This window comes from Microbacterium sp. PI-1 (assembly GCF_004337555.1).
Classification (GTDB): domain Bacteria; phylum Actinomycetota; class Actinomycetes; order Actinomycetales; family Microbacteriaceae; genus Microbacterium; species Microbacterium aurugineum.
Window position 1 is genome coordinate 1 of record NZ_SJYZ01000013.1, and the last position, 20,671, is coordinate 20,671.

A 20,671-nucleotide genomic window follows, 5' to 3' on the forward strand; every position below is an offset into this window, starting at 1 on the left:
GGCGGGGTGGTGGCAGGCGACGCGATGCGTGCTGCCGGGGGCGACGAGCGCGGGCTCCACGAGCGGCGGCACGACCTCAGCGCAGATCTCGGTGGCCTTCCAGCAGCGGGTGCGGAAGCGGCATCCGCTCGGCGGCGACACCGGACTCGGCACGTCACCGGTGAGCACGATGCGCTCGCGTGCCCGCTCGGCTCGGGGATCGGGCACCGGGATGGCCGACAGCAGCGCCTGCGTGTACGGATGCAGCGGCCGCTCGTACAGCTCGTCGACGGGTCCTTCCTCGACGAGTCGGCCGAGGTACATGACCCCGACCCGGTCGCTCAGGTGCCGCACCACGGAGAGGTCGTGCGCGATGAAGAGGTACGTGAGCCCGAGGTCGCGCTGCAGATCGTCGAGCAGGTTGAGCACGCCCGCCTGCACGCTGACGTCGAGCGCACTGACCGGCTCGTCGAGCACGATCACCTCGGGTTCCACGGCGAGCGCCCTGGCGATGCCGATCCGCTGCCGCTGTCCGCCCGAGAACTCATGCGGGAACCGGTCGGCGTGCGCGGGGTCCAGCCCGACCTGCGCGAGCAGTTCCTCGACGCGGCGGTCGTGGTCCCCACGGTGCAGCCCGTGGATCACGAGCGGTTCGGTGAGGGTCGCCCGCACCGACTTGCGCGGGTTCAGCGAGGCGTACGGGTCTTGGAACACGAACTGCACGCGGCGACGCAGGGCCCGCAGGCGCGTCCCCTCGACCCGGGTGATGTCGTCCTCGCCGAGACGGATCGACCCGCCGTCGCTGGACTGCAGACGGGCGACGCTGCGTCCGAGGGACGACTTGCCGCATCCGGACTCGCCCACGAGCCCGAAGGTCTGCCCGCCCTCGATCGACAGACTCACCTCCGACACGGCCTGCACCACGTCACGGGTCCGACCGAACAGACCACCGCCGACGCGGTACTCCTTGACGAGGTCCTGCACGGTCAGGCCCGCGCTGCGGACCGGGACGCTGAGGGGCGCGCTCATGAGACGATCTCCTTCTGCCACTCGCCGACCCGCACGCAGGCGGCCGTGTGCTCTTCACCGACCGCGACCGGTTCGGGAACGGCCACGTCGCAGCGGCCGACCACCGCGTGGGCGCACCGCGGCGCGAAGCGGCATCCGGCGGGCCAGGCCGTCGCCACGGGGGGCTGCCCGGCGATCTGATACAGCCGTTCGTCCCGCGACGCCCGCCGGTCGATGCGCGGCAGCGAGGCGAGCAGTCCCGCGGTGTACGGGTGTGCGGTCTCGTAGAACAGCGGGTCGACGTCGGCCGTCTCGACCAGCCCGCCCGCGTACATCACGAGCACGCGGTCGGCGGTGCCGGCGACGACCCCGAGGTCGTGCGTGATGAGCAGCACCGTGGTGCCGGTCCGGCGCTGGACCTCGCGCAGCACCTCGAGCACCTGCGCCTGCACCGTCACATCGAGCGCGGTCGTGGGCTCGTCGGCGATCAGCAGGTCGGGTTCGTTCGCGATGCTCATCGCGATCATGACGCGCTGCCGCATGCCTCCGGAGAACTCGTGCGGATAGCGGTCGACGCGCAGGTCGGGCGAGGGGATGCCGACCAGGTCGAGCAGCTCGACCGCCCTGGTCCTGCGCTCGGCCGCCGTCGACTCCGGCCGGTGCACGCGCACGGCCTCGATCAGCTGGTCCCCGACGCGCATGACGGGGTTGAGCGCGGTCAGGGCGTCCTGGAACACGATCGCGATGTCGTTGCCGCGGATCGCCCTCAGCTCCTCATCCGAGAGCCCGACGAGCTCCTGCCCGCGGAAGCGGATCGACCCGGTGACGACGGCCTTCTTCGGCAGCAGGCCCATGATCGCCATCGCCGTCATCGACTTGCCTGAGCCCGACTCCCCCACGATGCCGACCGTCTCGCCCTCGTGCAGCACGAAGGAGACTCCTTCGACCGCTTTGGCGAGCCCGGCATCGGTCGGGAAGCTGATCGACACGTCCTCGACCGCGAGGAGCACCTCCCGCCCGCTCACAGGTTCTTCCCCTGCGGGTCGAGCGCATCGCGCAGTCCGTCGCCGATGAAGTTCACGCACAGCACCGTCACGAGGATGAACAGTCCGGGGAAGTACAGCAGGTACACCTGGGGGGTTCCGACGTAGCCGGCGGCCTGGCTCAGCATCGAACCCCAGCTGGTCTGCGGCGGCTGCACCCCGAAGCCGAGGAAGCTGAGTGTCGACTCGGCGATGATCGAGGAGGCCACGGCCAGACTCATCGCGACGGCGATCACGCCCGCGAGGTTCGGAAGCAGGTGCGAGATGACGATGCGCGGGCCCGACGCGCCGATGCCCCTGGCCGCGTCGATGAAGTCCTTCTCCCGCAGCGAGAGCACCTGCGCGCGGACGACGCGGGCGATGTACGTCCACCCCAGCGCCGTGAGCGCGAACACGATCGTCGTGGGTGACGGCCCGAGCCCCTGCAGGATCACGGCGAGCAGCGCGATCGCCGGGACGATCAGGAACAGGTCGGTGATGCGCATGAGCAGTTCGCCGATCCAGCCGCCGACGTAGCCGGCGATCGCCCCGACCGCCGTGCCGACGAGCGTGGCGAGCAACGCCACCGCCAGCCCGATCGCGAGGGACACCTGACCGGCGAAGAGGATCTCGCTGAAGTAGTCGCGCCCGAGCTCGTCGGTTCCGAGCCAGTGCTCCGCCGACGGCGGCGTGGGTCCGAGGAGCAGGTCCTGCTGTCCCTGCGCATACGGCGCGATCAGACCGGCGCCGAAGCACGCGATCACCAGGACCACGAGGACCACCAGGCTCACGACGCCCAGTCGGTGCCGCAGGAAGCCCTTCAGCAGCTGGCGGGTGGGAGCCTTCTGCGGGTCCTGCTCGGTGAGCAGCTCCTCGCTCCCGGCGATGCCTGCACCACTCATGACAGCCTCACTCTCGGGTCGAGCACCGCGTAGGCGATGTCGGCGATCAGGTTGCTGAGGACCACCGCGACCGCGACCACGAGCATCCACGGCAGCAGCACGAACACGTCACCGGCGACCAGGGACTGCAGGAACAGCCGCCCCATGCCGGGGATCGCGAAGATCTGCTCGGTCACGACGAGTCCGCCGATCAGGATCGCGGCATCCAGCGCCACGACCGTCACGAACGGCGCGAGGGAGTTGCGCACCGCATGCCGCCAGATGACCTGTCGTCGCGGGACGCCCTTAGCCCGTGCGGTGCGCACGTAGTCGCTCGACAGCGCATCGAGCATGGCCGCGCGCCCGAACCGGCTCCACGACGCGACGAGCGCGATCATCAGCGCGGCGACCGGCAGCACCAGATGGCGGATGTAGTCGAGCGCTCCGGTCTGCCCCGGGGAGTGCAACCCGATGAAGAACAGGGGCGGCTCGCTGAGCCCGAACTGCTCCTTCGGCCACACCGCGAAGGTCTGGATGAGGATCAGCCCGAACCAGAACGCCGGCATCGCGATACCGATGTACGAGGCTCCGGTGAGCAGGTTGTCGCCGAGCGAGTACTGTCGCACGGCCGAATAGACGCTCACGCCTCCGGCGATCAGCACGGCCACGACGAGCCCCCAGAACGCGAGCTGGAGCGTCGGCCACAACGCTTCGCCGATCAAGGGCAGCACGGGAGTGCCGGTGCGGGTGCTCACCCCCCAGTCGCCCGTCACCATCGCACGCAGCCAGAGGAAGTACTGCTCGGGGATGGAACGGTCGAGCCCCAACCGCTCGATCTCCCGGGCGATCGCCGTCGGATCCTGCGCCTGCCGGAGCTTCGCGAGCGGATCGAACGTCGAGCGCACGGCCCAGAACAGGATGAACGAGGCGACGAGGATCACCGGCACCGAGTACAGCACTCGCCGTGTGATGAAGGTGATCACGTCGTCGCCCCGTCCCTGTCCTGGCTCTCGAACCCGGTCGGCGTCAGCCGGCCAGACCCCATTCGGCGAGGTTCCAGAACGGACCCTCGACCGGGTTGATCTGCAGGGGGCCGCCGACCGTCTCGCTCCACAGCAGCACGTTCGGCACCGTGTCCAGCGGCAGCGACGGCACGTTCTCCGCGATCAACGCGTCCCCCTCGTGCGACGCCGCGATGCGGGCATCCGTGTCGATCTCGCTGTCGACCTGGCCGAGCAGGTCGTCGAGACCCGGGATGTCGACGCGGTAGAAGTTGATGCCGGAGTAGCCGTTCGCCTCACTCGGGATGTTGACCGAGGAGAACGTCGAGCTGAGCGTGGGGTCCGGGAACGTGTCCACGAGAGCCCACAGGCCGGCCTGGAAGTCGCCCTGCGGCGCGGTCGTGCCGAACAGGTCGGCGGGCGTCACCTGATCGATCGTCATCTCGAAGCCGGCGTCGGCGAGCTGCGACTGCAGCACCTGCACGGTGAGGTCGCGGCGCTTGTTGCCGGCGAGGGTCTTGACCGCGAAGGTGGCCGTCTCGCCGTCCTTCGCCCACACGTCGTCGGAGTTCTTCGACCAGCCGTCGCCTTCCATCAGCTCGTCGACCTTGTCGAGGTCGAGCGTGTACCGCGAGAAGTCGTCGGCGGCGAACGGCGCGACCATCGGGGAGTTGAAGCTCTGCTGGGCTTCCTCGATGCCGAGGCTTCCGAACAGGCGCTTCACGATCGCGTCGCGGTCGATCGAGTACGCGAGCGCCTGACGCACCGCGACCGAGTCGAAGGGGGCGGCGGCGTTGTTCAGCCAGATCGCCTCGAGGTTGCCGCTGCGCGCATCGACCTGGGACCGGATGCCGGGCAGACCCGCCTCGATCTGGGTGAGCGCGTCGAGCTGCGGCGAGGGGTAGAGCGCGCTGACCTGACCGCTCTTGAGTGCCTGGAACGCCGCGGTGGTGTCGGGCAGGAACAGGAAGGTCACCCTGTCGAGGTGCGGCTTCTCACCCCAGTAGTTCTCGTTCGGCACGAGGGTGACCGAGGTGCCGCGGGTCCACTTCTCGATCTTCCAGGGGCCGCCGCTGAAGTCGTAGCCGTCGGTCATGAGCGCGGCGCGGTCCTGCCCTTCGAGCAGGTGCGACGGCATGATGCCGTAGACGCTGAACAGTGTGCGCCATCCGGCATACGCGGAGTCGAGCGTGACGACCGCGGTCTGCGGATCGCTCGTGTCGACGGCGGTGATGCGGTCGTAGCCGGTCTTGTCGAAGATGTCGTCGCCGTCACGGATCTGCAGCGCGGTGTAGGCGAAGTCTGCCGAGGTGATGGGCTCGCCGTCCGACCACACCGCTTCGGGGTTGATCGAGTAGGTGATGGTCTGCGTGCCGTCGGCAGCGACCTCGGCCACCGGCTCCTCGGTGACGAGGTCGGAGGGGACGGGCACCCATTCCTCATCGACCTGGCGGGTGTGGAAGACGGCGGGCATGGTCGGCACCTGCATGACGTAGGTGCCCCAGATCGACCCGGCGCACGTAGCGATCCAGTCGGTGCAGTCGGGCTCCTGCTCGGCGCCGATCACGAGCTCGCCACCGTCGACGACGGCGACCTCGCTGGGTTCGGGCGTCGCGGACGACGGTGCGCAGGCGGCGAGGGAACCGACCAGCGCGGTGACGGTCAGCGCGGCGATGAGCACGCGGCGGGATGCGGGTACAGCGGTGCGAAGCGGTGATTTCGACATGGACGGATCTCCAGTGATCGTGCGACTGAGGGACAGTGCGAACGTGCTGTCGTGCGGGTGTTGGTCCGACTCTAGGACTGACCGGAAAAGATAGCAAGCCTTTTAGTCAATGTTCGTGACTAGTGGCGAGATTCGTTATCCCAACGCTCGCCGGCGAGGGTCCGCAGGGCGAGTTCGTGCATGCGACGCTGGTCGTGCGCGGCACCCTTCAGACCCGTGGGCTCATGCCCGCCCTCGAAGATCTCGAGCACGGCGTCACCGCCGCGGGCGCGCAGGCGATCGACGTAGCCCTGCACTCCGATGACCGGGGTGCGGGTGTCGACGGAGCCCTGATTGACCCAGACGGATGCCGTGACGTCGTCGAGGTAGGTGATGGCCGAGAAGCGTTCGACGAGCTCGGGCGGGACCCACGAACTCCACACCGTGCGCACCGCGGGGTTCATGGCCTCGATCGTCACCGACCAGTCGGCGACCGCCACGTGGGCGAAGCCACCGGCGAACAGCTCGGGGAGACGTCCGACACTGAGCAGCGTCATGTGCCCGCCGTAGGACGCCCCGGTGATGAACGTGGACGCCGGATCCGCGAGGCCCTGTGCGCGCAGCCAGGCGATCGCCGCCGCGACATCCTCGATCTCCCGGTCGCCCCCGGCGTTCCAGAAACCTTCTCGGAACGCACGCCCGAACGTCACAGAGCCGCGGTAGTTGAGCGACGCGTAAGCGAAGCCGGCATCCATCCAGGCTTGCGCGGACGGGTTGTAGTGATCGACGGCGACCAGGTTGGGGCCGCCGTGGATCTCGAGCACGGTGCCGATCGGTGCGCGCCCCGCAGGACGCCCCGACCACAGCTGCACCGCGGTACCGTCGGCGCTCGTGACGAGGGTCGAGGTCAACGGTTGCCCGGGGGGAACCTCCGCGGGTGCGATGAGCGTCACCTCACGCCCGTCCGCGGTGACCTCGGTCACCCGCAGCGGCACGTCCCAGCTCGAGCGCAGCGCTCGTACCGCTCCCCGAGGCGCGTAGTACGACGTCCAGTAGTACGGATGCAGGCTCGCGACGTCCGGCTCCGCGAAACTCCCTCCTTCGAGCATGGTCCGTGCCGTGCCGTCGGCTTCGTCGAGCTCCAGCAGCCGATGGATGCCGCCGTCGACGTGCAGAGCGAGCACCCGCCCGGCAGCGGCGTTCCAGTCGAGGGCGATCACCTCTCCGGCGAGGTGGGGCAGGTCGAAGTCGTGCCGCTGGCCCGTGCGGACATGCCAGATGGCCGGACGCGAGAAACCGCTGCGCTCGGTGTTGAGGAGCAGGCGTTCATCCCCGGGCTCCGAGGAGAAGCCGACGGCACGGACCGGCCCGGCCGGCAGGTCGTCGAGCGTGGCGACGGGCGTGCCGCTCACGGCGTCGACCACCGTGATCAGCGGACGACGGATACCGGGGTTGTGGGCGGTCGTGTCGATCGAGACCAGCGAGGCGTCGGCCGACGGCAGACCGAACCAGGCCTCGACGGGGTGGGAGTAGACGACCTTCGGCTCACCCCACGGAGCCGCCGGGATCACCAGCACGTGGAAGCCGTCTTCATCGACGACGGTGGCCACCAGGGCGGAGCCGTCGTACGACATCGTGAGGCCGCGCAGGACGTAGGGCTCGCGGCCGGGGGTCAGTGCGACGCGCTCACGACCGTCGAGCGAGGTGGCGACGAGGGTCCCGACCTCGGAGCCGCCGCCGTCGTCGAGGTCGACGATCCACCGTCCGTCGTTCGTGACGATCGCGCCCGTGCTGACTTCGAAGGGCAACGGCTCCCCCGGGGCGTCGGGTGCATGCCAGAGGCGTCCGCGAGCACCGTCCGGATGATTCTCGATGACCAGGGCGAGGTCTTCCGCGCCCGAGGCGGGGCGCACGGTCATGAGGTACGGCACGGCGAAGCGCTCCTCGACCGCATCCGTCGTCGGCTCTTCCGGGCTCTGCAGCATCCTTGCTCCTTCTCACCTGGTCAATGACGTTGACTATAACACTGGCTAGTCGCTACGGATAGTGTCCCGCCACCTTGTCGATGCCACTGACAGACACCGTGACGACGGTGGGGTACCGTGATCTCTGCGTGACCGATACGCGACGACGAACGGAGTGCCCCGATGGCGACACGGAAGGCCGCGGAACCGGCGAAGACGCCGACTCGCGCCACGAGCTCGACCACCCGCCCACGCCGCGCCCGCGATTCCCTGAGCCGCGACATCATCGTCGCGGCCGCCGACCGGGTGGTCGAACGGGAGGGGCTCGACCGGCTCACCTTCCAGGCGATCGGCGAGGAGCTCGGCGCCCACCCGACCTCGATCTACCGGCACTTCCGCGATAAGGACGAGCTGCTCCTCGCCCTGATCGACACCCTCCGCGCCCGCTCCTACAGCGGCGGCCTGGTGGCGACCGACGACTGGCTCGACGACCTGCGACGGCAGGCGCACCTGATCCACGACCACTACATGCGCTACCCGGAGTTCGCGTTGCAGATGGCGCTGCGCCGCCCGACCGACTTCTCGTCGATGGAGTTCTCGATCGGGGCTCTCCGCCGCGGCGGGTACGACCGTGAGCAGGCTGCGCTGTACGCCCGCGCGCTCGGGCAGCTGATCCGCTCAGCGTCCAGCATCCAGGCCGCCCTGACCGCTCTTCCCGCCGATGTCCAGGACTCCGACGAGCTCACCTGGCAGATGGACTTCCGCCGGCTCGACCCGGAAGAGTTCCCCGCGATCACCTGGGCCGGAGACACCCTTCCCGCCGTGCGCGATCCGCGTGCCTGGGAGACCGCCCTCGACCTGCTGCTGGAGAGCATCGAACGGCACGCTCCCGGGACCTGACACCCGAGCCCGTGTGCGCGCCTGGAGGGACACACGCCCTGAAGGAGAACACACGCCCTGAAGGGACACGCGCCCTGAAGGAGAACACGCATCCTGAAGGAGAACACACGTCCCGAAGGAGAAAACACGTCCCGAAGGAGAAAACACGTCCCGAAGGAGCGTTCTGGGCTAGGAATCCTTCAGAGCGAGAGATCTCCTTCAGGATGAGAGAGCCCTTCGGCGCGAGCAGTCTCCTTCAGAACGAGAAATCTCCTTCAGGGTGAGAGATCTCCTTCAGGATGCAGGGGTGCGAGCGGATGACAGCTCGTCGAGCATGCCAGCGAGCAGGTCGATCCGCTCGATCATGGAGTCGATCGAGACCCACTCGTGGTCGGCGTGCGCCCCGGCACCGCGGGGTCCGAGACCATCGAGGGTGCGAGCACCGACGGCTGCCGTGAAGTTGCCGTCCGAAGCACCGCCGGCCGACACCGCCTCGACCTCCGGATGACCGAGCCGTTCGGCGACGAGCCGCGCGCAGGCCAGCAGGTCGACCGATGAACGCTCCTCCATCGGCGGACGGTTGATCCCGCCGATGACCTCGACTCCCACTCCCTCGGTATGCGGGTCGAGGCCCTGCATCGCGGCATCCACCCGCTCCAGCTCGTCGAGCGTCCAGGCCCGGACGTCGACGCGTACCTCCGCGTGCTCCGGGATGACGTTCGTCGCGGTTCCCGCGTGGGCGACCGTGGGGCTGACCGTGGTGCCGCGCTCCTCGTCGGCGAGCTCGGGCAGCGCGAGCACGTGGTGCGCCAGCTCGATGAGGGCACTGCGCCCCTTCCACGGCTCGAGTCCGGCATGTGCCGCGCGCCCGGTGAGCGCGACGCGGTAGATGCTTCCACCGCGGCGGGCGACCTTCAGCGCCCCGTCGAGGCTCGGCTCCAGCACCAGCACAGTGCCTGCGCGAGCGGCTTCGCGTTCGATGAGGGCGCGCGAGGTGAGCGAGCCGACCTCCTCGTCACTGGTGAGCAGCACCGCGACCTCACCGGGATGAGCGACACGTTCGAGGGCCGCGGCCATGATCACGATCCCGGCCTTCATGTCGAAGACCCCCGGGCCGGTCGCGCGGTCGCCCTCGAGCCGGAACGGCCGGTGCCGGATGGTGCCCTGGGGGAACACGGTGTCGAGGTGCCCGAGCAGCAGCACCGACGGCGCGGACCCCCCTCGCCACAGCAGATGCTCGACCCCGTCGACGCTCTCGATCTCGCCGCGCACCCCCAGCACGGGTTCGATCCAGGAGCGCACCAGAGCCTGCGCCTCGGCGAGCGCAGCGGCATCCCCGGTCGGCGTCTCGATGGACACGAGTGCGTCGAGGCGTTCGATCGCCTGGGTGCGGACGTTCATGCCGCGACCGCCTCGGCGAGGAAGACCCGGAGCGCGGCCGCCGTGGCCCGCGGCGCCTCTTCGGCGAGGTAGTGATCCGCGTCGACCGGTGCGCCGGTGACCGCAGGCGCGTAGGGAGTCCACGCCGCGCGCACATCGAAGTTGCGCCCCACGTAGCTGTGCTCTCCCCACAGCGCGAGCACGGGCACATCCACTCTGCGCCCTGCGGCGCGGTCTGCGCGGTCGTGGTCGAGGTCGATGCCCGCGGCCGCGCGGTAGTCGGCGCCGGACGCGTGGACGGTGTCGACGTCGAAACAGCGGAGGTACTCCGCGTACGCCTCGGGCAGCCGATCACCGTCATGTCGGCGACCGGTGAAGCGGCTGCGCAGCCAGGTCTCGCGGTCGGCGGAGATGAGCGCTTCGGGCAGCCCGTCAGCGCGCGCGAGGAAGAACCAGTGGAAGTAGGCGGTCGCCATCTCGCGGTCGACGTTCTCGAACATGTGCAGCGTCGGCACGATGTCGAGCACGGCCAGCGCCGTCACGGCCTCCGGATGGTCGAGCGCCATCCGATGCCCGACCCGCCCGCCCCGGTCGTGGCCCACCACGGCGAAGCGTTCGAAGCCGAGCGTCCGCATCGCGAGGACCTGATCCGCCGCCATCTCGCGCTTGGAGTAGCGCTCGCCGCGCGGCTTCGCCGAGTCGCCGTAGCCGCGCAGATCCGTCGCGACGACCGTATGTGTGGTGGAGAGCTCCGCCGCGACCTCCTCCCACATGGCCTTGGTCTCCGGATACCCATGCAGCAGCAGCACGGCGGGGCCCGATCCACGGACTTCTGCGGCGATGCCGATGCCGTCGCAGTCCAGCGTCATCGTCGTGCGGGAAGGGGTCATCATCGTCCAACTCTCCGGTTCCGGCTTTGCAAGTCAGTTGCGTTGACTATATCAATGACAAAGCCTTTGGGAACCCCTGAGCAGGAGAGAGGACGGCGACCACCGTGCGCAGTAGGCTGAACCCATCATGGAAGAGTTCATCCAGGGCTTCTGGAACTTCGCCGGCAACTACTGGTGGCTCATCTTCCCGATCATGGGAATGGCCGGCGGTGCGGCGAAGGCCTGGGAGCGCAACTCCAAGCGCCGTCACGAGCGCCGCCTGGAGACCCTTCGCATCAAAGCGCAGCTGAAGACCGCCGAGATCGAGGCGCGCGCGCTCACCCAGCAGAACAAGCGTCGAGGACCCTCCGTCGTCGACACGACGGCGTCCGTCGCCCCGAACGATCTGGTCGCGCGTCTGTTCGCCGAGCATGACGAGATCACCGCGCGCTGGCTCGACTACGAGCTGGACGTGGCGAAGCTCATCGCGTTCCCCGCCATGAGCGACGGACGCCAGCCCCTGACCGCGGCGTTCCTCCGCGCGAAGAAGACCGCGGATGCCCTGCGACCGGCGTCCGCCGATGCGAAGGTGTCGGAGCAGCAGATCACCGAGTACCTGCAGGCCGTGGGCGATTACGCCGTCGCGTTCGAGATCGCCGAGAAGGATGCCCGGCGCCTCCGCGATTCGACCTTCACGGAGCCGGAGCGCAAACGCCTCGAGCGGGCGCAGCAACTGCTCAAGGTCGCCGTCGATGAGTCCGCGACACAAGCCGAGCGCAACGTCGCCTACAAGCGGGTGCGCGAAGAGCTCGACGGACTCATCCTGCTCTCCGAAGACGCGGTGACCGTGCTCGAGAAACAGGTCGCGCGGGAACTGCCGGCACACCCCACCGCAGCTCCGGCACCGACTGCCGCCGCCGAGGCTGCACTCGCCGACGCGCCCGAACCCGAGCGGATACCGATCGCCGATCCGCTGCGTCCCGCACCGCCGCGCCCGAAACCGCGCGACGACGCATGACCCCGGACAACGTCACCGGTCCGGTCGCCCACCATGCCGAAGGACCCGTGTGGTGGTCGGGCTGGGGTGGACTCCGCTGGGTCGACGGCACTGCCGGCGACCTGCTCACCCTCCGCCGTGACGGCGTGACTCGCCAGCACCTCGACGACGAGTATCTGGCCTTCGCCCGACCCCGCGTCGGCGGCGGCTTGGTGGCGGTCGGCGCGCGCACCCTGTATCTGGCCGACGACGTCGACGGTCAAGCCCGCGCCGTCGCGACCCTGCTCGATGACCCGCGTGTGCGGATGAACGACGGGTGCTGCGACCCGCGCGGCCGTCTGATCGCCGGTTCGATGGCCTACGACGCGACGCCGGATGCCGGGGTCGTGCTGCGACTCGACGCCGACCTCGCGATCTCGACCGTGCTGGCGCACACGACCGTGTCGAACGGCGTCGGCTTCTCGCCCGACGGTCGTCGCGTCTACTACGTCGACACCATGACCCACCGCATCGACGTGTTCGACGTCGTCGAGGGCGAGCTTCGCGGCCGGCGCACCTTCGCGACCATCCCCGAGGAGCAGGGCCTGCCGGACGGCCTGACGGTCGCCGCCGACGGCAGCGTCTGGGTCGCACTCTGGGGCGGCAGCGCGGTGCACGGCTACGACGCATCCGGAGCCCTGGTGGAGACGATCGCCCTCCCCGTCCCGCAGGTCTCGGCGTGCACGTTCGGCGGCGACGACCTCGGCACGCTCTACATCACGACATCGGCGCAGGGGCTCTCGGCAGACCACGGCACCGACGCAGGATCGGTGTACGCCGCGCGCCCGGGGGTGCACGGCGTCTCCGTCACACCGTTCGCCGGCTGAGCCGTCTGTCCGTGCGGGTGCCCGAGACGCCCGACGGCCTCTGATCGGGACACGGTGCACTCAGCAAAAGGAACCGTGCCCCGGCCAGAGACCGCCGGGTGAGAGCCTGACGTCAGCCCAGGTGCGCCCGCTCGGTGCGCTGGCGCTGACGTCCGAGACCATCGATCTCGATCGTCATCTCATCGCCGTCTTGCAGATAGGGGAAGCGCCCGGACAGCGCGACGCCCTCCGGGGTGCCAGTGTTGATCACATCCCCCGGTTCGAGCACCAGATACTGACTCAGCTCGTGCACGATCTGCAGCACCGGGAAGATCATGTCCGCCGTCGACGAGTCCTGACGCGGTTCGCCGTTCACGAACGACCGCAGTCGCAGCGCCTGCGGGTCGACCTCGTCCGCCGGCACCAGCGCGGGCCCGAGCGGATTGAATGTCTCGGAGCACTTGCCCTTCGACCACTGCCCGCCCGACACCTCGAGCTGGTACGCCCGCTCCGAGACATCGTTCGAGATCGTGTATCCGGCGATGACCTCGCGCGCAGCATCCGGCGACGGCAGGTATCGGGCCGTCCTGCCGATCACGACCGCCAGTTCGACCTCCCAGTCGACCTTCTCGGCGCCGGGCGGCAGCAACACGACGTCGTCCGGGCCGACGACCGTGTTCGGGTGCTTGAAGAAGATCACCGGATGCTCGGGCGGCAGCGATCCGGACTCCGCCGCATGCGCGGCATAGTTCTGGCCGATGCACACCACCGCGGTCGGACGGGCGACCGGAGCGCCGATGCGCAGCCCCTCCACCGTGACCGCTGCCAGCTCGTCGCGGACCAGGGCCTCACGCACGCGGGCGATGCCGTCGGCTGCGAGGAAGTCGCCGTCGATGTCGGGTGTCAGTGGCGTGAGGTCGTAGACGACCCCCGCCTCACGGACGTAGGGACGTTCTTGGCCGATCGGGCCGAGTCGCAGGAGCTCCACAGTGGTCCTTCGGTCAGCGCACGGCGGTGTAGGTCGGGTTGACGATCGGCACCGACTCGCCGGCCAGGTATCGAGTGATGTTCTCGGCCGCGTGCACGGGCAGATCATCGAGTGCCTCGGGCGAGAACCACGCGGCGTGCGGCGTGAGCAGCACCTCATCGAGGTCGCGGAGCGGGGAGTCGGCGGCGAGCGGTTCGCCCGCGAACACGTCGAGGGCCGCGGCACCCAGATGCCTGGCGCGCAGGGAGGCCGCAAGCGCCTCGTCGTCGATGAGCGGGCCGCGGCACGTGTTCACCACGACGGCCCCCTTCTTCATGGTCGCGATCGCGGCGGCATCTATCAGGTGTCGGGTGTCGTCGGTGAGCGGCACGTGCAGCGTGAGGAGGTCGGCCTGTGCCACCGCATCCGGAATCGCGACGAGCTCGCACCCGGCCTCACGCACCGCGTCGGCGGAGGCGTAGGGGTCGGCGACGAGCACCCGGAAGCCCAGGGCGCGGCACCCGCGGGCGACGATCGAACCAATGCGACCGAAGCCGAGCACCGAAACCGTGGTGGTGGAGGGCCGCACGGCGAGCGGGCGGGCATCGACAGCCTTCCACGTGCCGGCCCGCACGGCGCGGTCGTAGGCGGGGAGGCCGCGCGCCTGCGTCATGATCATGGCGATCGTATGCGCGGCGACCTCTTCGATGCAGTAGCTCGGAGTGTTCGCGACGGCGATGCCGCGAGCGGTCGCGGCCTCGACATCGACCATGTCGTAGCCGATGCCGACGCGGCTGATGATGCGGAGGTTCGGCATCCGGTCCATCACGTCGCCGGTGATCTGCGCCCACTGCACCACGAGCCCCTCGGCGTCGGCGCCGAGAGCGGCGATGTCGTCGATGCTGCCGGAGGCGGCACGCTCGGCGCGCAATCCCGCCTGCCGGAGGGTGTCTTCGATCACGGTTCCCGGGAGGTCGCAGTCGCTGACGAGGATGAAGGGCTCGGTCATGACTGCGATGCTATAGCATCTAGCAAAGGGATGTACAGCGCGATTTCCGCCATCTCCATGAGCGCAATTTTGCTATAGCATCGAACCCATGACTCGCCGCGCACTGATCACGGGGGCCAGTTCCGGCATCGGAACCGCCGCCGCTCTCGAACTCGCCCGCGAGGGCGCCGCCCTCTGGATCACCTACGCCGGACGCGAGGCCGAGGCCCTCCGCATCGCCGAGGAATGCCGCACGGCGGGCTCGCCCGAGGTGCGCGTCTCACGTCTCGACCTGCGGGACCGCACCTCGATCGACGCCCTGGTCGGAGAGGTCACGACGGCGTGGGGCTCGCTGCATGTGCTCGTCAACAACGGCGGCGTCTGCCCGTACACCCCTTACGACGACATCGACCTCGATGAATGGGACATGGTCCTCGAGACCAACGCCCGCGGCACCTTCTTCCTCACTCGCGGTGCCCTCCCGCTGCTCCGCGCCGCAGAAGGGGATCGCTCCGTGATCAACATCGCCTCGATCGCCGGACAGGTCGGAGCCCTGCAGACCGGCATCCACTACGCCGCCAGCAAGGGAGCGATCCTCGCGATCACCCGCAGCTTCGCCCGGCACCTGGCATCCGAAGGCATCCGCGTGAACGCCGTCACGCCCGGCCCGGTCGCGAGCGCGATCACCGACCAGCTGCAGGGCGCGGGACGCGAGAAGCTCGAGGCAGGCATCCCGCTCGGGGCGTTCGGACAGCCGGAAGACGTCGCCTGGATCATCGCATCGCTCGCGTCGGAGCGTGCCCGGTTCATCACCGGCGCCACCTACGACGTCAACGGAGGAGTTCGCATTGACTGACCGCCCCGCCCTCGACCGCTCTGCCCTCGACACCGTCCAGGCTCAACTCGATGCGTTCAACGCGCACGCCCTGGATGCGTTCGTCGCGACCTACGCCGAGGATGCCGTGATCACCGGCGTCGCCACCGAGCCCGTGGTCGGCTCCGCCGCGATCCGTGCCTTCTACGAGCCGCGCCTGCAGAACCCCGAGCTGTCGTGCGTGATCGAGACCAGCGTGCTGTTCGGGACGCGGTGGGTCGTCGCGCAGGAGCAGGTCATCAACGCAGGGGTCGCCACGGAGACCATCGCGACCTTCGACGTGGTCGGCGGCGTGATCGCCCGGGCGTCGATGCTCAAGGCCTGAGCCCGCTGCGCTCGCACGCGTCGCATCCTGCGCAGGAGACGCACGTTGCGAAGGAGACGCACGTTGCGAAGGAGAACTCTCGCTACGAAGGCCCCTCTCGCCAGAACGCACCTTCCTCCCGTGAGTTCCCCTTCGCAACGCGTGCGGGCTCCGTCGCGGCGCAGGCCCCGGTACGGCTCACTCGTGCTCGGGGAGGACCGGCGAGGACCATCCGGGGTCACGACCGAGTTGCGCCGCCCGGGAGACGGAGGTCCCACCGAAGCGGTCGCGCAGGGTGTCCAGCACGGTGTCGAGGCGCGCCTCATCGCCCCAGTCGATCGGCAGCTCGGGCTGCACACGGTCGGCGCGATCGAGCTGCGACAGCGAGATGCCGATCAGGGTGATGCCGCGGTCGGCGATCTCGGCCTGCGCTGCGGCGAGCAGTGTGCGCGCGACGGTCAGCAGCACGGCGGTGCGGTCGGTCGGTGCGCGGAGCGAGCGGGAGCGCGTGGCTTTCGAGAAGTCTCCGAAGCGCAGGCGCAGCACGACGGTGCGGCAGACGCGGTCGCCGTCACGCAGGCGCCGAGCGAGCCGGTCGACGATCTGCGTGAGGATGAGGTCGAGTTCCTCGGCAGCGCGGGGACGGCTGCCGAGAGCGCGCTGCGAGCCGATCGACCCCCGGCGGCGCGTGGTGTCGACAGGGCGCGGATCCCGCAGACGAGCGAGCGCGTGCACGTGCGCGCCCGTGGCCTTGCCCAGCATCCGCTCGGCGGTCGCCGCCTCGAGCTCGGCGAGCTCTCCGACGGTGCGGATGCCGTAGCGGCGCAGCTTCTCGGCCGTCACCGCCCCGACGCCCCATAGCCGCTCGACCGGAAGGGGGAGCAGGAACTCCTCCTCGCGCTCGGGCTCCACGACGAGCAGGCCGTCGGGTTTGCTCACGGCGCTGGCGACCTTGGCGAGGAACTTGGTGCGCGCGACCCCGACCGAGATGGCGAGTCCCGCCTCCGTTCGCACGCGTTCGCGCAACCGTGCCGCGATCTGCTCGGGGCTGCCGGCGATGCGCCTCAGGCCTCCGACCTCGAGGAACGCCTCATCGATCGAGAGTCCCTCGACAAGCGGTGTGGTGTCGCGGAAGATCGTGAACACCTGCTTGCTGGCGGCGGAGTACGCCTCCATGCGCGGCGGGACCACGACCGCATCCGGGCAGAGCTCCCGCGCCTTTCGCCCGCCCATGGCGGTGCGCACTCCGCGCGCCTTCGCCTCGTAGCTCGCGGCCAGCACGACACCGCCGCCCACGATGACCGGCCGACCGCGTAGTTCCGGCGCATCACGCTGTTCGACCGACGCGTAGAACGCATCGAGGTCGGCGTGCAGCACCGTGGCTGCCCCATGCATCCCGTTCTCCCGTCGACGTGCGGATCGTCGCACGGACCGGGGACACCAGTGGTGGCATCGGGAGTGGCGACGCGGTGTCGGTGCTCACGGATACTGTCGGCGCGTGCCGGAACCGGTGAAGCAATGGTGGGCGCGACGGCAGTTCTCCCGCAGTCGCGCCGTTCCGTACGACGTGGGCACCTACCGTGCCGGATGGGCGGCGTATCCGGAACTGATCCGGCAGTACCACCCGGAGCTCAACCACGGCATCGTCCTGTCACAGATCCCCCTGGCGGCCGATGTGCTCCTCTGTTGGGAGTGCGCGGTCGGGCATCGGTTCGCCGCCACACCCACCGAGCAGCGCGAGCGTCCGGGACCGGCGCGGCGCCGCTCTGCGTGGTGCCCGGAGTGCTCCGCGCTCGCTCGCCCGCAGCCGGTCGTGCTCGGCGAGGCACGCGCCCTCCCGCGCCGACCTCCTCGTCCCGCGCCCGCGCTCTGCACGAAGACCCCCGACCTGCCCGCGGGGACCGCGTTCGTGAGCGAGTGCGCGCCGCGCCCCGCATCCGCCGCGGAGGGACGCCTGCGTGCGGGTCTCGACGCACTGATCGAGTTCGACGCGCCGGTGAACGCGGTGAAGGTGTCCCGCCCCTTCTTCCGTCACACCGAGGTGTGGCCCGACATCGTGTTCCCGGAGTTGCGCGTCGCGCTCGAGTACGACACCGTCGGCCGCCACGGTCTGGAGCACGTCGGCAAGAGACAGGATGCGGATCTGCGCAAGGACAGAGCCCTCCGCGCCGCGGGCTGGGAGGTCGTCCGCATCCGCACCGGGAAGCTCGAGCCCCTGGGTCCCCACGACCTCGTGCTGTCTTCGGTGAGCGCGAAGAGCCTCGCGCGCATCATCGACGAGCTGCGGGTCATCCGCGGGGCCTTGCTCGTGGACGCGTACCTCCGTTGAAAGGCGCCTGCGGGTCTTCCGTCAGTCCTCGAAGCGCGCGCGCAGGGCCGGGTCGATCGCGATGTCGCCGAAGGATGCGGTCCACGCCCCGTCGACCGCGATCGACTGGCCCGAGAGATACGGCGCCTCGCCCGAAAGGAGGAACGCGGTGACCGCGGCGACCTCCTCGGCTCGGGCGATGCGGCCCATGGGCGGCCCTTCCGCGAGCGCACGCTCTTCGGCGGCGGGGTCTGCCGCGCGCGCGATCTGCGCTTCGAGGTGCGGGGTGCGCACACCCCCGGGTGCGACCGTGTTGGCACGGATGCCGAGTGCGCCGTACGACACGGCCACGCTGCGGGTGAGAGCGTCGATGCCGCCCTTCGTGAACTCGTAGGCGGCGTGGTCGGTGAAGCTGGAGCGTCCGTGGATCGAACCGATGTTGACGATCGCGCCCGCGAGCCCCTGGTCGACGAAGGCCGACACCGCGGTCGCACAGCCCCAGATGTAGCCGAAGCCGTTGATGCCGAGGATCTCACGCACGGTGTCTTCATCGAGGTCGTGCAGCGCCGTGCGCTTCGTGATGCCGGCGTTGTTGACCCACCCGGCGAGTGGCGCCCGCGCCAGGGCGGCAGCGGCGGCGCGCTCGTGCGCGGCCCGGTCGGCCGCGTCGCCGAGGACGACCTCGGCCACGACCCCGTCTTCGACCGTGCCGGATCCCGACGAACGCTCGAGCCCGACCACGATCCACCCATCGGCGGTGAGGCGCTCGGCGACGGCCCGACCGATGCCCTTGCCGCTGCCGGTGACCACGACGCTGCGCGGGGAGTCTGTCATCTCAGTCCCTCTCGAATCGGAAGACGGCGGGATCCAGGTCGAAGCCGAGGCCCACGGCATCCGTCGGCCGCACCCGGCCCTCGAACGAGGGTCCGCCGATGATGAACGACGGCGCCGGGTCGTAGGGGTTGACCCCGCGCGCGAACGTCTCGACCCCGATGCCCAGGTGCGCGGTGACCTCAGGATAGACGTGCCCCGAGACCGGGACACCGCGGCCGGCCGCCCACGCGATCATCTCGCGCGCCGGGGTCACCCCGCCGATCGCGACGACGTCGAGCCGCAGCACGTCGACCGCGCCCTCTTCGACGAGAGCACGGAGCACGGCAGGATCGGTGACCTCGTCGCCCACCGAGACCGGGAGCCCCGATTCCCGGCGGATCCGCGCACACCCCGCGGCGTCTTCGGGGAGCAGCGGGTCCTCGAGCCAGGCGAGCTGCGGGTCGCCCCACTGCGCGATCTCGGCGAGCGCGGCATCGGGATCCGGCCATCCGAAACCGACGTCGACGACCAGTCCGGTGGCGGCGGGGAGCTCGGCGGTGAGCGTCGCGATGAGCTCGCGCATGTACGCGGGATCGGGCGATCGCGAGATCTTCACGTTCGTCCAGCCGTCGGCCTGAGCGAGCACCTCGTCGGCGACCTCGCGGGGACTCCGCGTCGGTGACGGGTAGGCCGCGACCAGCATCGAATCGCGCGGAGCGTCACCCGTGCCGAGCAGGGACCACAGGGGGACTCCCGCACGCTGGGCAGCGATGTCCCACAGCGCGATGTCGACGAGTCCGATGGCACGCCGCACCAGACCCACCCGGCCGACGATGGCACTGCCGCGCAGCATCCGCTCCCAGGTCGAGGCCGGGTCATCGGCGTCCGCACCGACCGCATGGGCGGCCACGAGGCGGTCGACGATCTCGGCCATCGGCGCTTCTCGCGAGAGGCAGTAGGCGACGCCGGTCGTGCCGTCGGCGTCGGTCGCCCGCACGGCGCTGTACTCCCTGCGTGTCACGGTCATCGCGCCCAACTGCAGCGGGGCCGGGAGCGACAGCACGGCCGTGGCCGTGTCGATGCGGGCGATGGTCGTCATGCGGGCTTCTTCGCGAGCGGGACGCCGTAGTCGACCATGAAGCCGCCGTCGACGTAGAGGGTCTGGCCGTTCATGTAGCGCGACTGGTCGGAGACGAGGAAGCTGACCGCCGCGGCGATCTCGCTCGCCTCGGCCAGGCGCTTCGCCGGGATGCGCGACAGGATCGTGTCGAGGCTGAGCGTGCCCGCCTCGACACCCTGGCGGAAGACGCCGGTGTCGACGTAGCCGGGGGCGACCGCGTTGACCCGCACCCCGCGCGAGGCCCACTCAGCTCCGGCGGTCGAGGTCAGGCCGATCACCGCGGCCTTGGTCGTGGCGTAGGGGGCGCGGCCGGCGGAGCCGCGAGAGGAGATGGAGGAGATGTTGACGATGCGGCCTTCGCCGCGCTCCAGCATCCGCTTGCCGGCCGCCTGCAACGCCGAGAAGACCCCGTGCAGGTTGACGTCGACCACGGCGGCCCACTCGTCCCAGCTGAGATCCTCGATGCCCCGATGGCGCTGGATGCCCGCGTTGTTGACGAGCACCTCGATCGGCCCGAGCTCGGCCTCGATCTCGCCGAACACCCGGTCGACGCCGGCGTGGTCGGTCACGTCGAGCTCGCGCCAGAGGATGCCGGCGGGGTTCTCGCCCGCGGTGAGGCCGGGCACGCGGTCGGCGGCGACGACGACGTAGCCGTCGGCGGCGAGGCGCTGGCCGATCTCCCAGCCGATGCCGGCGGATCCTCCGGTGACGATGGCGACGGAGCCGACAGGGATGGGGGCGGTCATGGCTCTCCTCTGGGGTTCACG

The 20,671-nt window shown here is 69.9% G+C and carries 20 protein-coding genes; 6 read left to right on the forward strand and 14 right to left on the reverse strand.

Annotated elements, in window-relative coordinates:
- From E0W80_RS11935 to E0W80_RS11960, 6 genes are all read right to left on the reverse strand, one after another.
- A partial coding sequence (locus tag E0W80_RS11935; RefSeq protein WP_131492739.1) for an oligopeptide/dipeptide ABC transporter ATP-binding protein occupies window positions 1-1,008 on the reverse strand: 1,008 nt, incomplete at its 3' end.
- Window positions 1,005-2,012, reverse strand: a complete 1,008-nt coding sequence (locus tag E0W80_RS11940) for an ABC transporter ATP-binding protein (RefSeq protein ID WP_131492740.1) — start codon at window positions 2,010-2,012, stop codon at window positions 1,005-1,007. The genes E0W80_RS11935 and E0W80_RS11940, both read right to left, overlap by 4 nt.
- Window positions 2,009-2,911: an ABC transporter permease gene (locus tag E0W80_RS11945; RefSeq protein WP_131492742.1), complete on the reverse strand. Its 903-nt coding sequence runs from the start codon at window positions 2,909-2,911 to the stop codon at window positions 2,009-2,011. The genes E0W80_RS11940 and E0W80_RS11945 overlap by 4 nt, the downstream gene beginning before the upstream one ends.
- The gene (locus E0W80_RS11950) at window positions 2,908-3,873 is read right to left on the reverse strand and encodes an ABC transporter permease (RefSeq protein WP_047523704.1); all 966 of its coding nucleotides are present in this window, start codon (window positions 3,871-3,873) and stop codon (window positions 2,908-2,910) included. Before E0W80_RS11950 ends, E0W80_RS11945 begins: the two co-directional genes overlap by 4 nt.
- 43 nt (window positions 3,874-3,916) lie before the next feature.
- Window positions 3,917-5,617 (reverse strand): ABC transporter substrate-binding protein, encoded by a 1,701-nt coding sequence (locus E0W80_RS11955; RefSeq protein ID WP_131492744.1) that lies wholly within the window; start codon window positions 5,615-5,617, stop codon window positions 3,917-3,919.
- Between the two features lie 119 nt (window positions 5,618-5,736).
- Window positions 5,737-7,581, reverse strand: a complete 1,845-nt coding sequence (locus E0W80_RS11960; protein WP_131492746.1) for a prolyl oligopeptidase family serine peptidase — start codon at window positions 7,579-7,581, stop codon at window positions 5,737-5,739.
- A gap of 162 nt (window positions 7,582-7,743) precedes the next feature.
- On the opposite strand from E0W80_RS11960, the gene E0W80_RS11965 reads away from it, so the two are divergent.
- Window positions 7,744-8,460, forward strand: coding sequence for a TetR/AcrR family transcriptional regulator (locus E0W80_RS11965; RefSeq protein ID WP_131492748.1), 717 nt, complete (start codon window positions 7,744-7,746; stop codon window positions 8,458-8,460).
- A 273-nt stretch (window positions 8,461-8,733) separates the two neighbouring features.
- Here the strand turns inward: E0W80_RS11965 and E0W80_RS11970 are convergent, their stop codons facing one another.
- Together E0W80_RS11970 and E0W80_RS11975 are read right to left on the reverse strand one after the other, a co-directional pair.
- The gene (locus E0W80_RS11970; RefSeq protein WP_131492750.1) at window positions 8,734-9,840 is read right to left on the reverse strand and encodes a M20 family metallopeptidase; all 1,107 of its coding nucleotides are present in this window, start codon (window positions 9,838-9,840) and stop codon (window positions 8,734-8,736) included.
- Window positions 9,837-10,712 (reverse strand): alpha/beta hydrolase, encoded by an 876-nt coding sequence (locus E0W80_RS11975; RefSeq protein ID WP_131492752.1) that lies wholly within the window; start codon window positions 10,710-10,712, stop codon window positions 9,837-9,839. The genes E0W80_RS11970 and E0W80_RS11975 overlap by 4 nt, the downstream gene beginning before the upstream one ends.
- Window positions 10,713-10,836: 124 nt before the next feature.
- On the opposite strand from E0W80_RS11975, the gene E0W80_RS11980 reads away from it, so the two are divergent.
- Together E0W80_RS11980 and E0W80_RS11985 are read left to right on the forward strand one after the other, a co-directional pair.
- Window positions 10,837-11,706 carry a hypothetical protein gene (locus E0W80_RS11980; RefSeq protein ID WP_131492754.1) on the forward strand — a complete coding sequence of 290 codons (870 nt, stop codon included), beginning with the start codon at window positions 10,837-10,839 and terminating at the stop codon, window positions 11,704-11,706.
- Window positions 11,703-12,551 (forward strand): SMP-30/gluconolactonase/LRE family protein, encoded by an 849-nt coding sequence (locus E0W80_RS11985; protein WP_131492756.1) that lies wholly within the window; start codon window positions 11,703-11,705, stop codon window positions 12,549-12,551. Before E0W80_RS11980 ends, E0W80_RS11985 begins: the two co-directional genes overlap by 4 nt.
- 112 nt (window positions 12,552-12,663) lie before the next feature.
- On the opposite strand, the gene E0W80_RS11990 is transcribed toward E0W80_RS11985, so the two are convergent.
- Together E0W80_RS11990 and E0W80_RS11995 are read right to left on the reverse strand one after the other, a co-directional pair.
- A complete protein-coding gene (locus E0W80_RS11990) occupies window positions 12,664-13,518 on the reverse strand; it encodes a fumarylacetoacetate hydrolase family protein (protein ID WP_131492758.1) in 855 nt (284 codons plus the stop codon).
- A 13-nt stretch (window positions 13,519-13,531) separates the two neighbouring features.
- Window positions 13,532-14,506 carry a C-terminal binding protein gene (locus tag E0W80_RS11995; protein ID WP_131492760.1) on the reverse strand — a complete coding sequence of 325 codons (975 nt, stop codon included), beginning with the start codon at window positions 14,504-14,506 and terminating at the stop codon, window positions 13,532-13,534.
- 88 nt (window positions 14,507-14,594) lie between these two features.
- Between E0W80_RS11995 and E0W80_RS12000 the strand changes: the two genes are divergently transcribed.
- Together E0W80_RS12000 and E0W80_RS12005 are read left to right on the forward strand one after the other, a co-directional pair.
- The gene (locus E0W80_RS12000; protein ID WP_131492762.1) at window positions 14,595-15,341 is read left to right on the forward strand and encodes an SDR family oxidoreductase; all 747 of its coding nucleotides are present in this window, start codon (window positions 14,595-14,597) and stop codon (window positions 15,339-15,341) included.
- The gene (locus E0W80_RS12005) at window positions 15,334-15,684 is read left to right on the forward strand and encodes a nuclear transport factor 2 family protein (protein ID WP_131492764.1); all 351 of its coding nucleotides are present in this window, start codon (window positions 15,334-15,336) and stop codon (window positions 15,682-15,684) included. Before E0W80_RS12000 ends, E0W80_RS12005 begins: the two co-directional genes overlap by 8 nt.
- Before the next feature lie 177 nt (window positions 15,685-15,861).
- On the opposite strand, the gene dinB is transcribed toward E0W80_RS12005, so the two are convergent.
- Entirely contained in the window at window positions 15,862-17,058 is a 1,197-nt protein-coding gene (gene dinB, locus E0W80_RS12010; protein WP_131492766.1) for a DNA polymerase IV, read from the reverse strand.
- Between the two features lie 103 nt (window positions 17,059-17,161).
- On the opposite strand from dinB, the gene E0W80_RS12015 reads away from it, so the two are divergent.
- Window positions 17,162-17,992: a hypothetical protein gene (locus tag E0W80_RS12015; RefSeq protein WP_131492768.1), complete on the forward strand. Its 831-nt coding sequence runs from the start codon at window positions 17,162-17,164 to the stop codon at window positions 17,990-17,992.
- Window positions 17,993-18,013: 21 nt separating this feature from the next.
- On the opposite strand, the gene E0W80_RS12020 is transcribed toward E0W80_RS12015, so the two are convergent.
- From E0W80_RS12020 to E0W80_RS12030, 3 genes are read right to left on the reverse strand one after another with little or no spacing between them, the layout of a single operon-like run.
- A complete protein-coding gene (locus E0W80_RS12020; protein ID WP_131492770.1) occupies window positions 18,014-18,805 on the reverse strand; it encodes an SDR family oxidoreductase in 792 nt (263 codons plus the stop codon).
- Between the two features lies 1 nt (window position 18,806).
- Window positions 18,807-19,883, reverse strand: coding sequence for an enolase C-terminal domain-like protein (locus tag E0W80_RS12025; protein ID WP_131492772.1), 1,077 nt, complete (start codon window positions 19,881-19,883; stop codon window positions 18,807-18,809).
- Window positions 19,880-20,650: an SDR family oxidoreductase gene (locus E0W80_RS12030; RefSeq protein WP_131492773.1), complete on the reverse strand. Its 771-nt coding sequence runs from the start codon at window positions 20,648-20,650 to the stop codon at window positions 19,880-19,882. Before E0W80_RS12030 ends, E0W80_RS12025 begins: the two co-directional genes overlap by 4 nt.
- Window positions 20,651-20,671 lie beyond the last annotated feature (21 nt).

Coding starts and splice junctions, on each gene's coding strand:
- E0W80_RS11970 (WP_131492750.1), bottom strand. CDS start 9,840: ATGAACGTCCGCACCCAGGCGATCGAACGCCTCGACGCACTCGTGTCC.
- E0W80_RS11975 (WP_131492752.1), bottom strand. CDS start 10,712: ATGATGACCCCTTCCCGCACGACGATGACGCTGGACTGCGACGGCATC.
- E0W80_RS11955 (WP_131492744.1), bottom strand. CDS start 5,617: ATGTCGAAATCACCGCTTCGCACCGCTGTACCCGCATCCCGCCGCGTG.
- E0W80_RS11985 (WP_131492756.1), top strand. CDS start 11,703: ATGACCCCGGACAACGTCACCGGTCCGGTCGCCCACCATGCCGAAGGA.
- E0W80_RS11960 (WP_131492746.1), bottom strand. CDS start 7,581: ATGCTGCAGAGCCCGGAAGAGCCGACGACGGATGCGGTCGAGGAGCGC.
- E0W80_RS11995 (WP_131492760.1), bottom strand. CDS start 14,506: ATGACCGAGCCCTTCATCCTCGTCAGCGACTGCGACCTCCCGGGAACC.
- E0W80_RS12025 (WP_131492772.1), bottom strand. CDS start 19,883: ATGACGACCATCGCCCGCATCGACACGGCCACGGCCGTGCTGTCGCTC.
- E0W80_RS12000 (WP_131492762.1), top strand. CDS start 14,595: ATGACTCGCCGCGCACTGATCACGGGGGCCAGTTCCGGCATCGGAACC.
- E0W80_RS12030 (WP_131492773.1), bottom strand. CDS start 20,650: ATGACCGCCCCCATCCCTGTCGGCTCCGTCGCCATCGTCACCGGAGGA.
- E0W80_RS12020 (WP_131492770.1), bottom strand. CDS start 18,805: ATGACAGACTCCCCGCGCAGCGTCGTGGTCACCGGCAGCGGCAAGGGC.
- E0W80_RS11980 (WP_131492754.1), top strand. CDS start 10,837: ATGGAAGAGTTCATCCAGGGCTTCTGGAACTTCGCCGGCAACTACTGG.
- E0W80_RS11945 (WP_131492742.1), bottom strand. CDS start 2,911: ATGAGTGGTGCAGGCATCGCCGGGAGCGAGGAGCTGCTCACCGAGCAG.
- E0W80_RS11965 (WP_131492748.1), top strand. CDS start 7,744: ATGGCGACACGGAAGGCCGCGGAACCGGCGAAGACGCCGACTCGCGCC.
- dinB (WP_131492766.1), bottom strand. CDS start 17,058: ATGCATGGGGCAGCCACGGTGCTGCACGCCGACCTCGATGCGTTCTAC.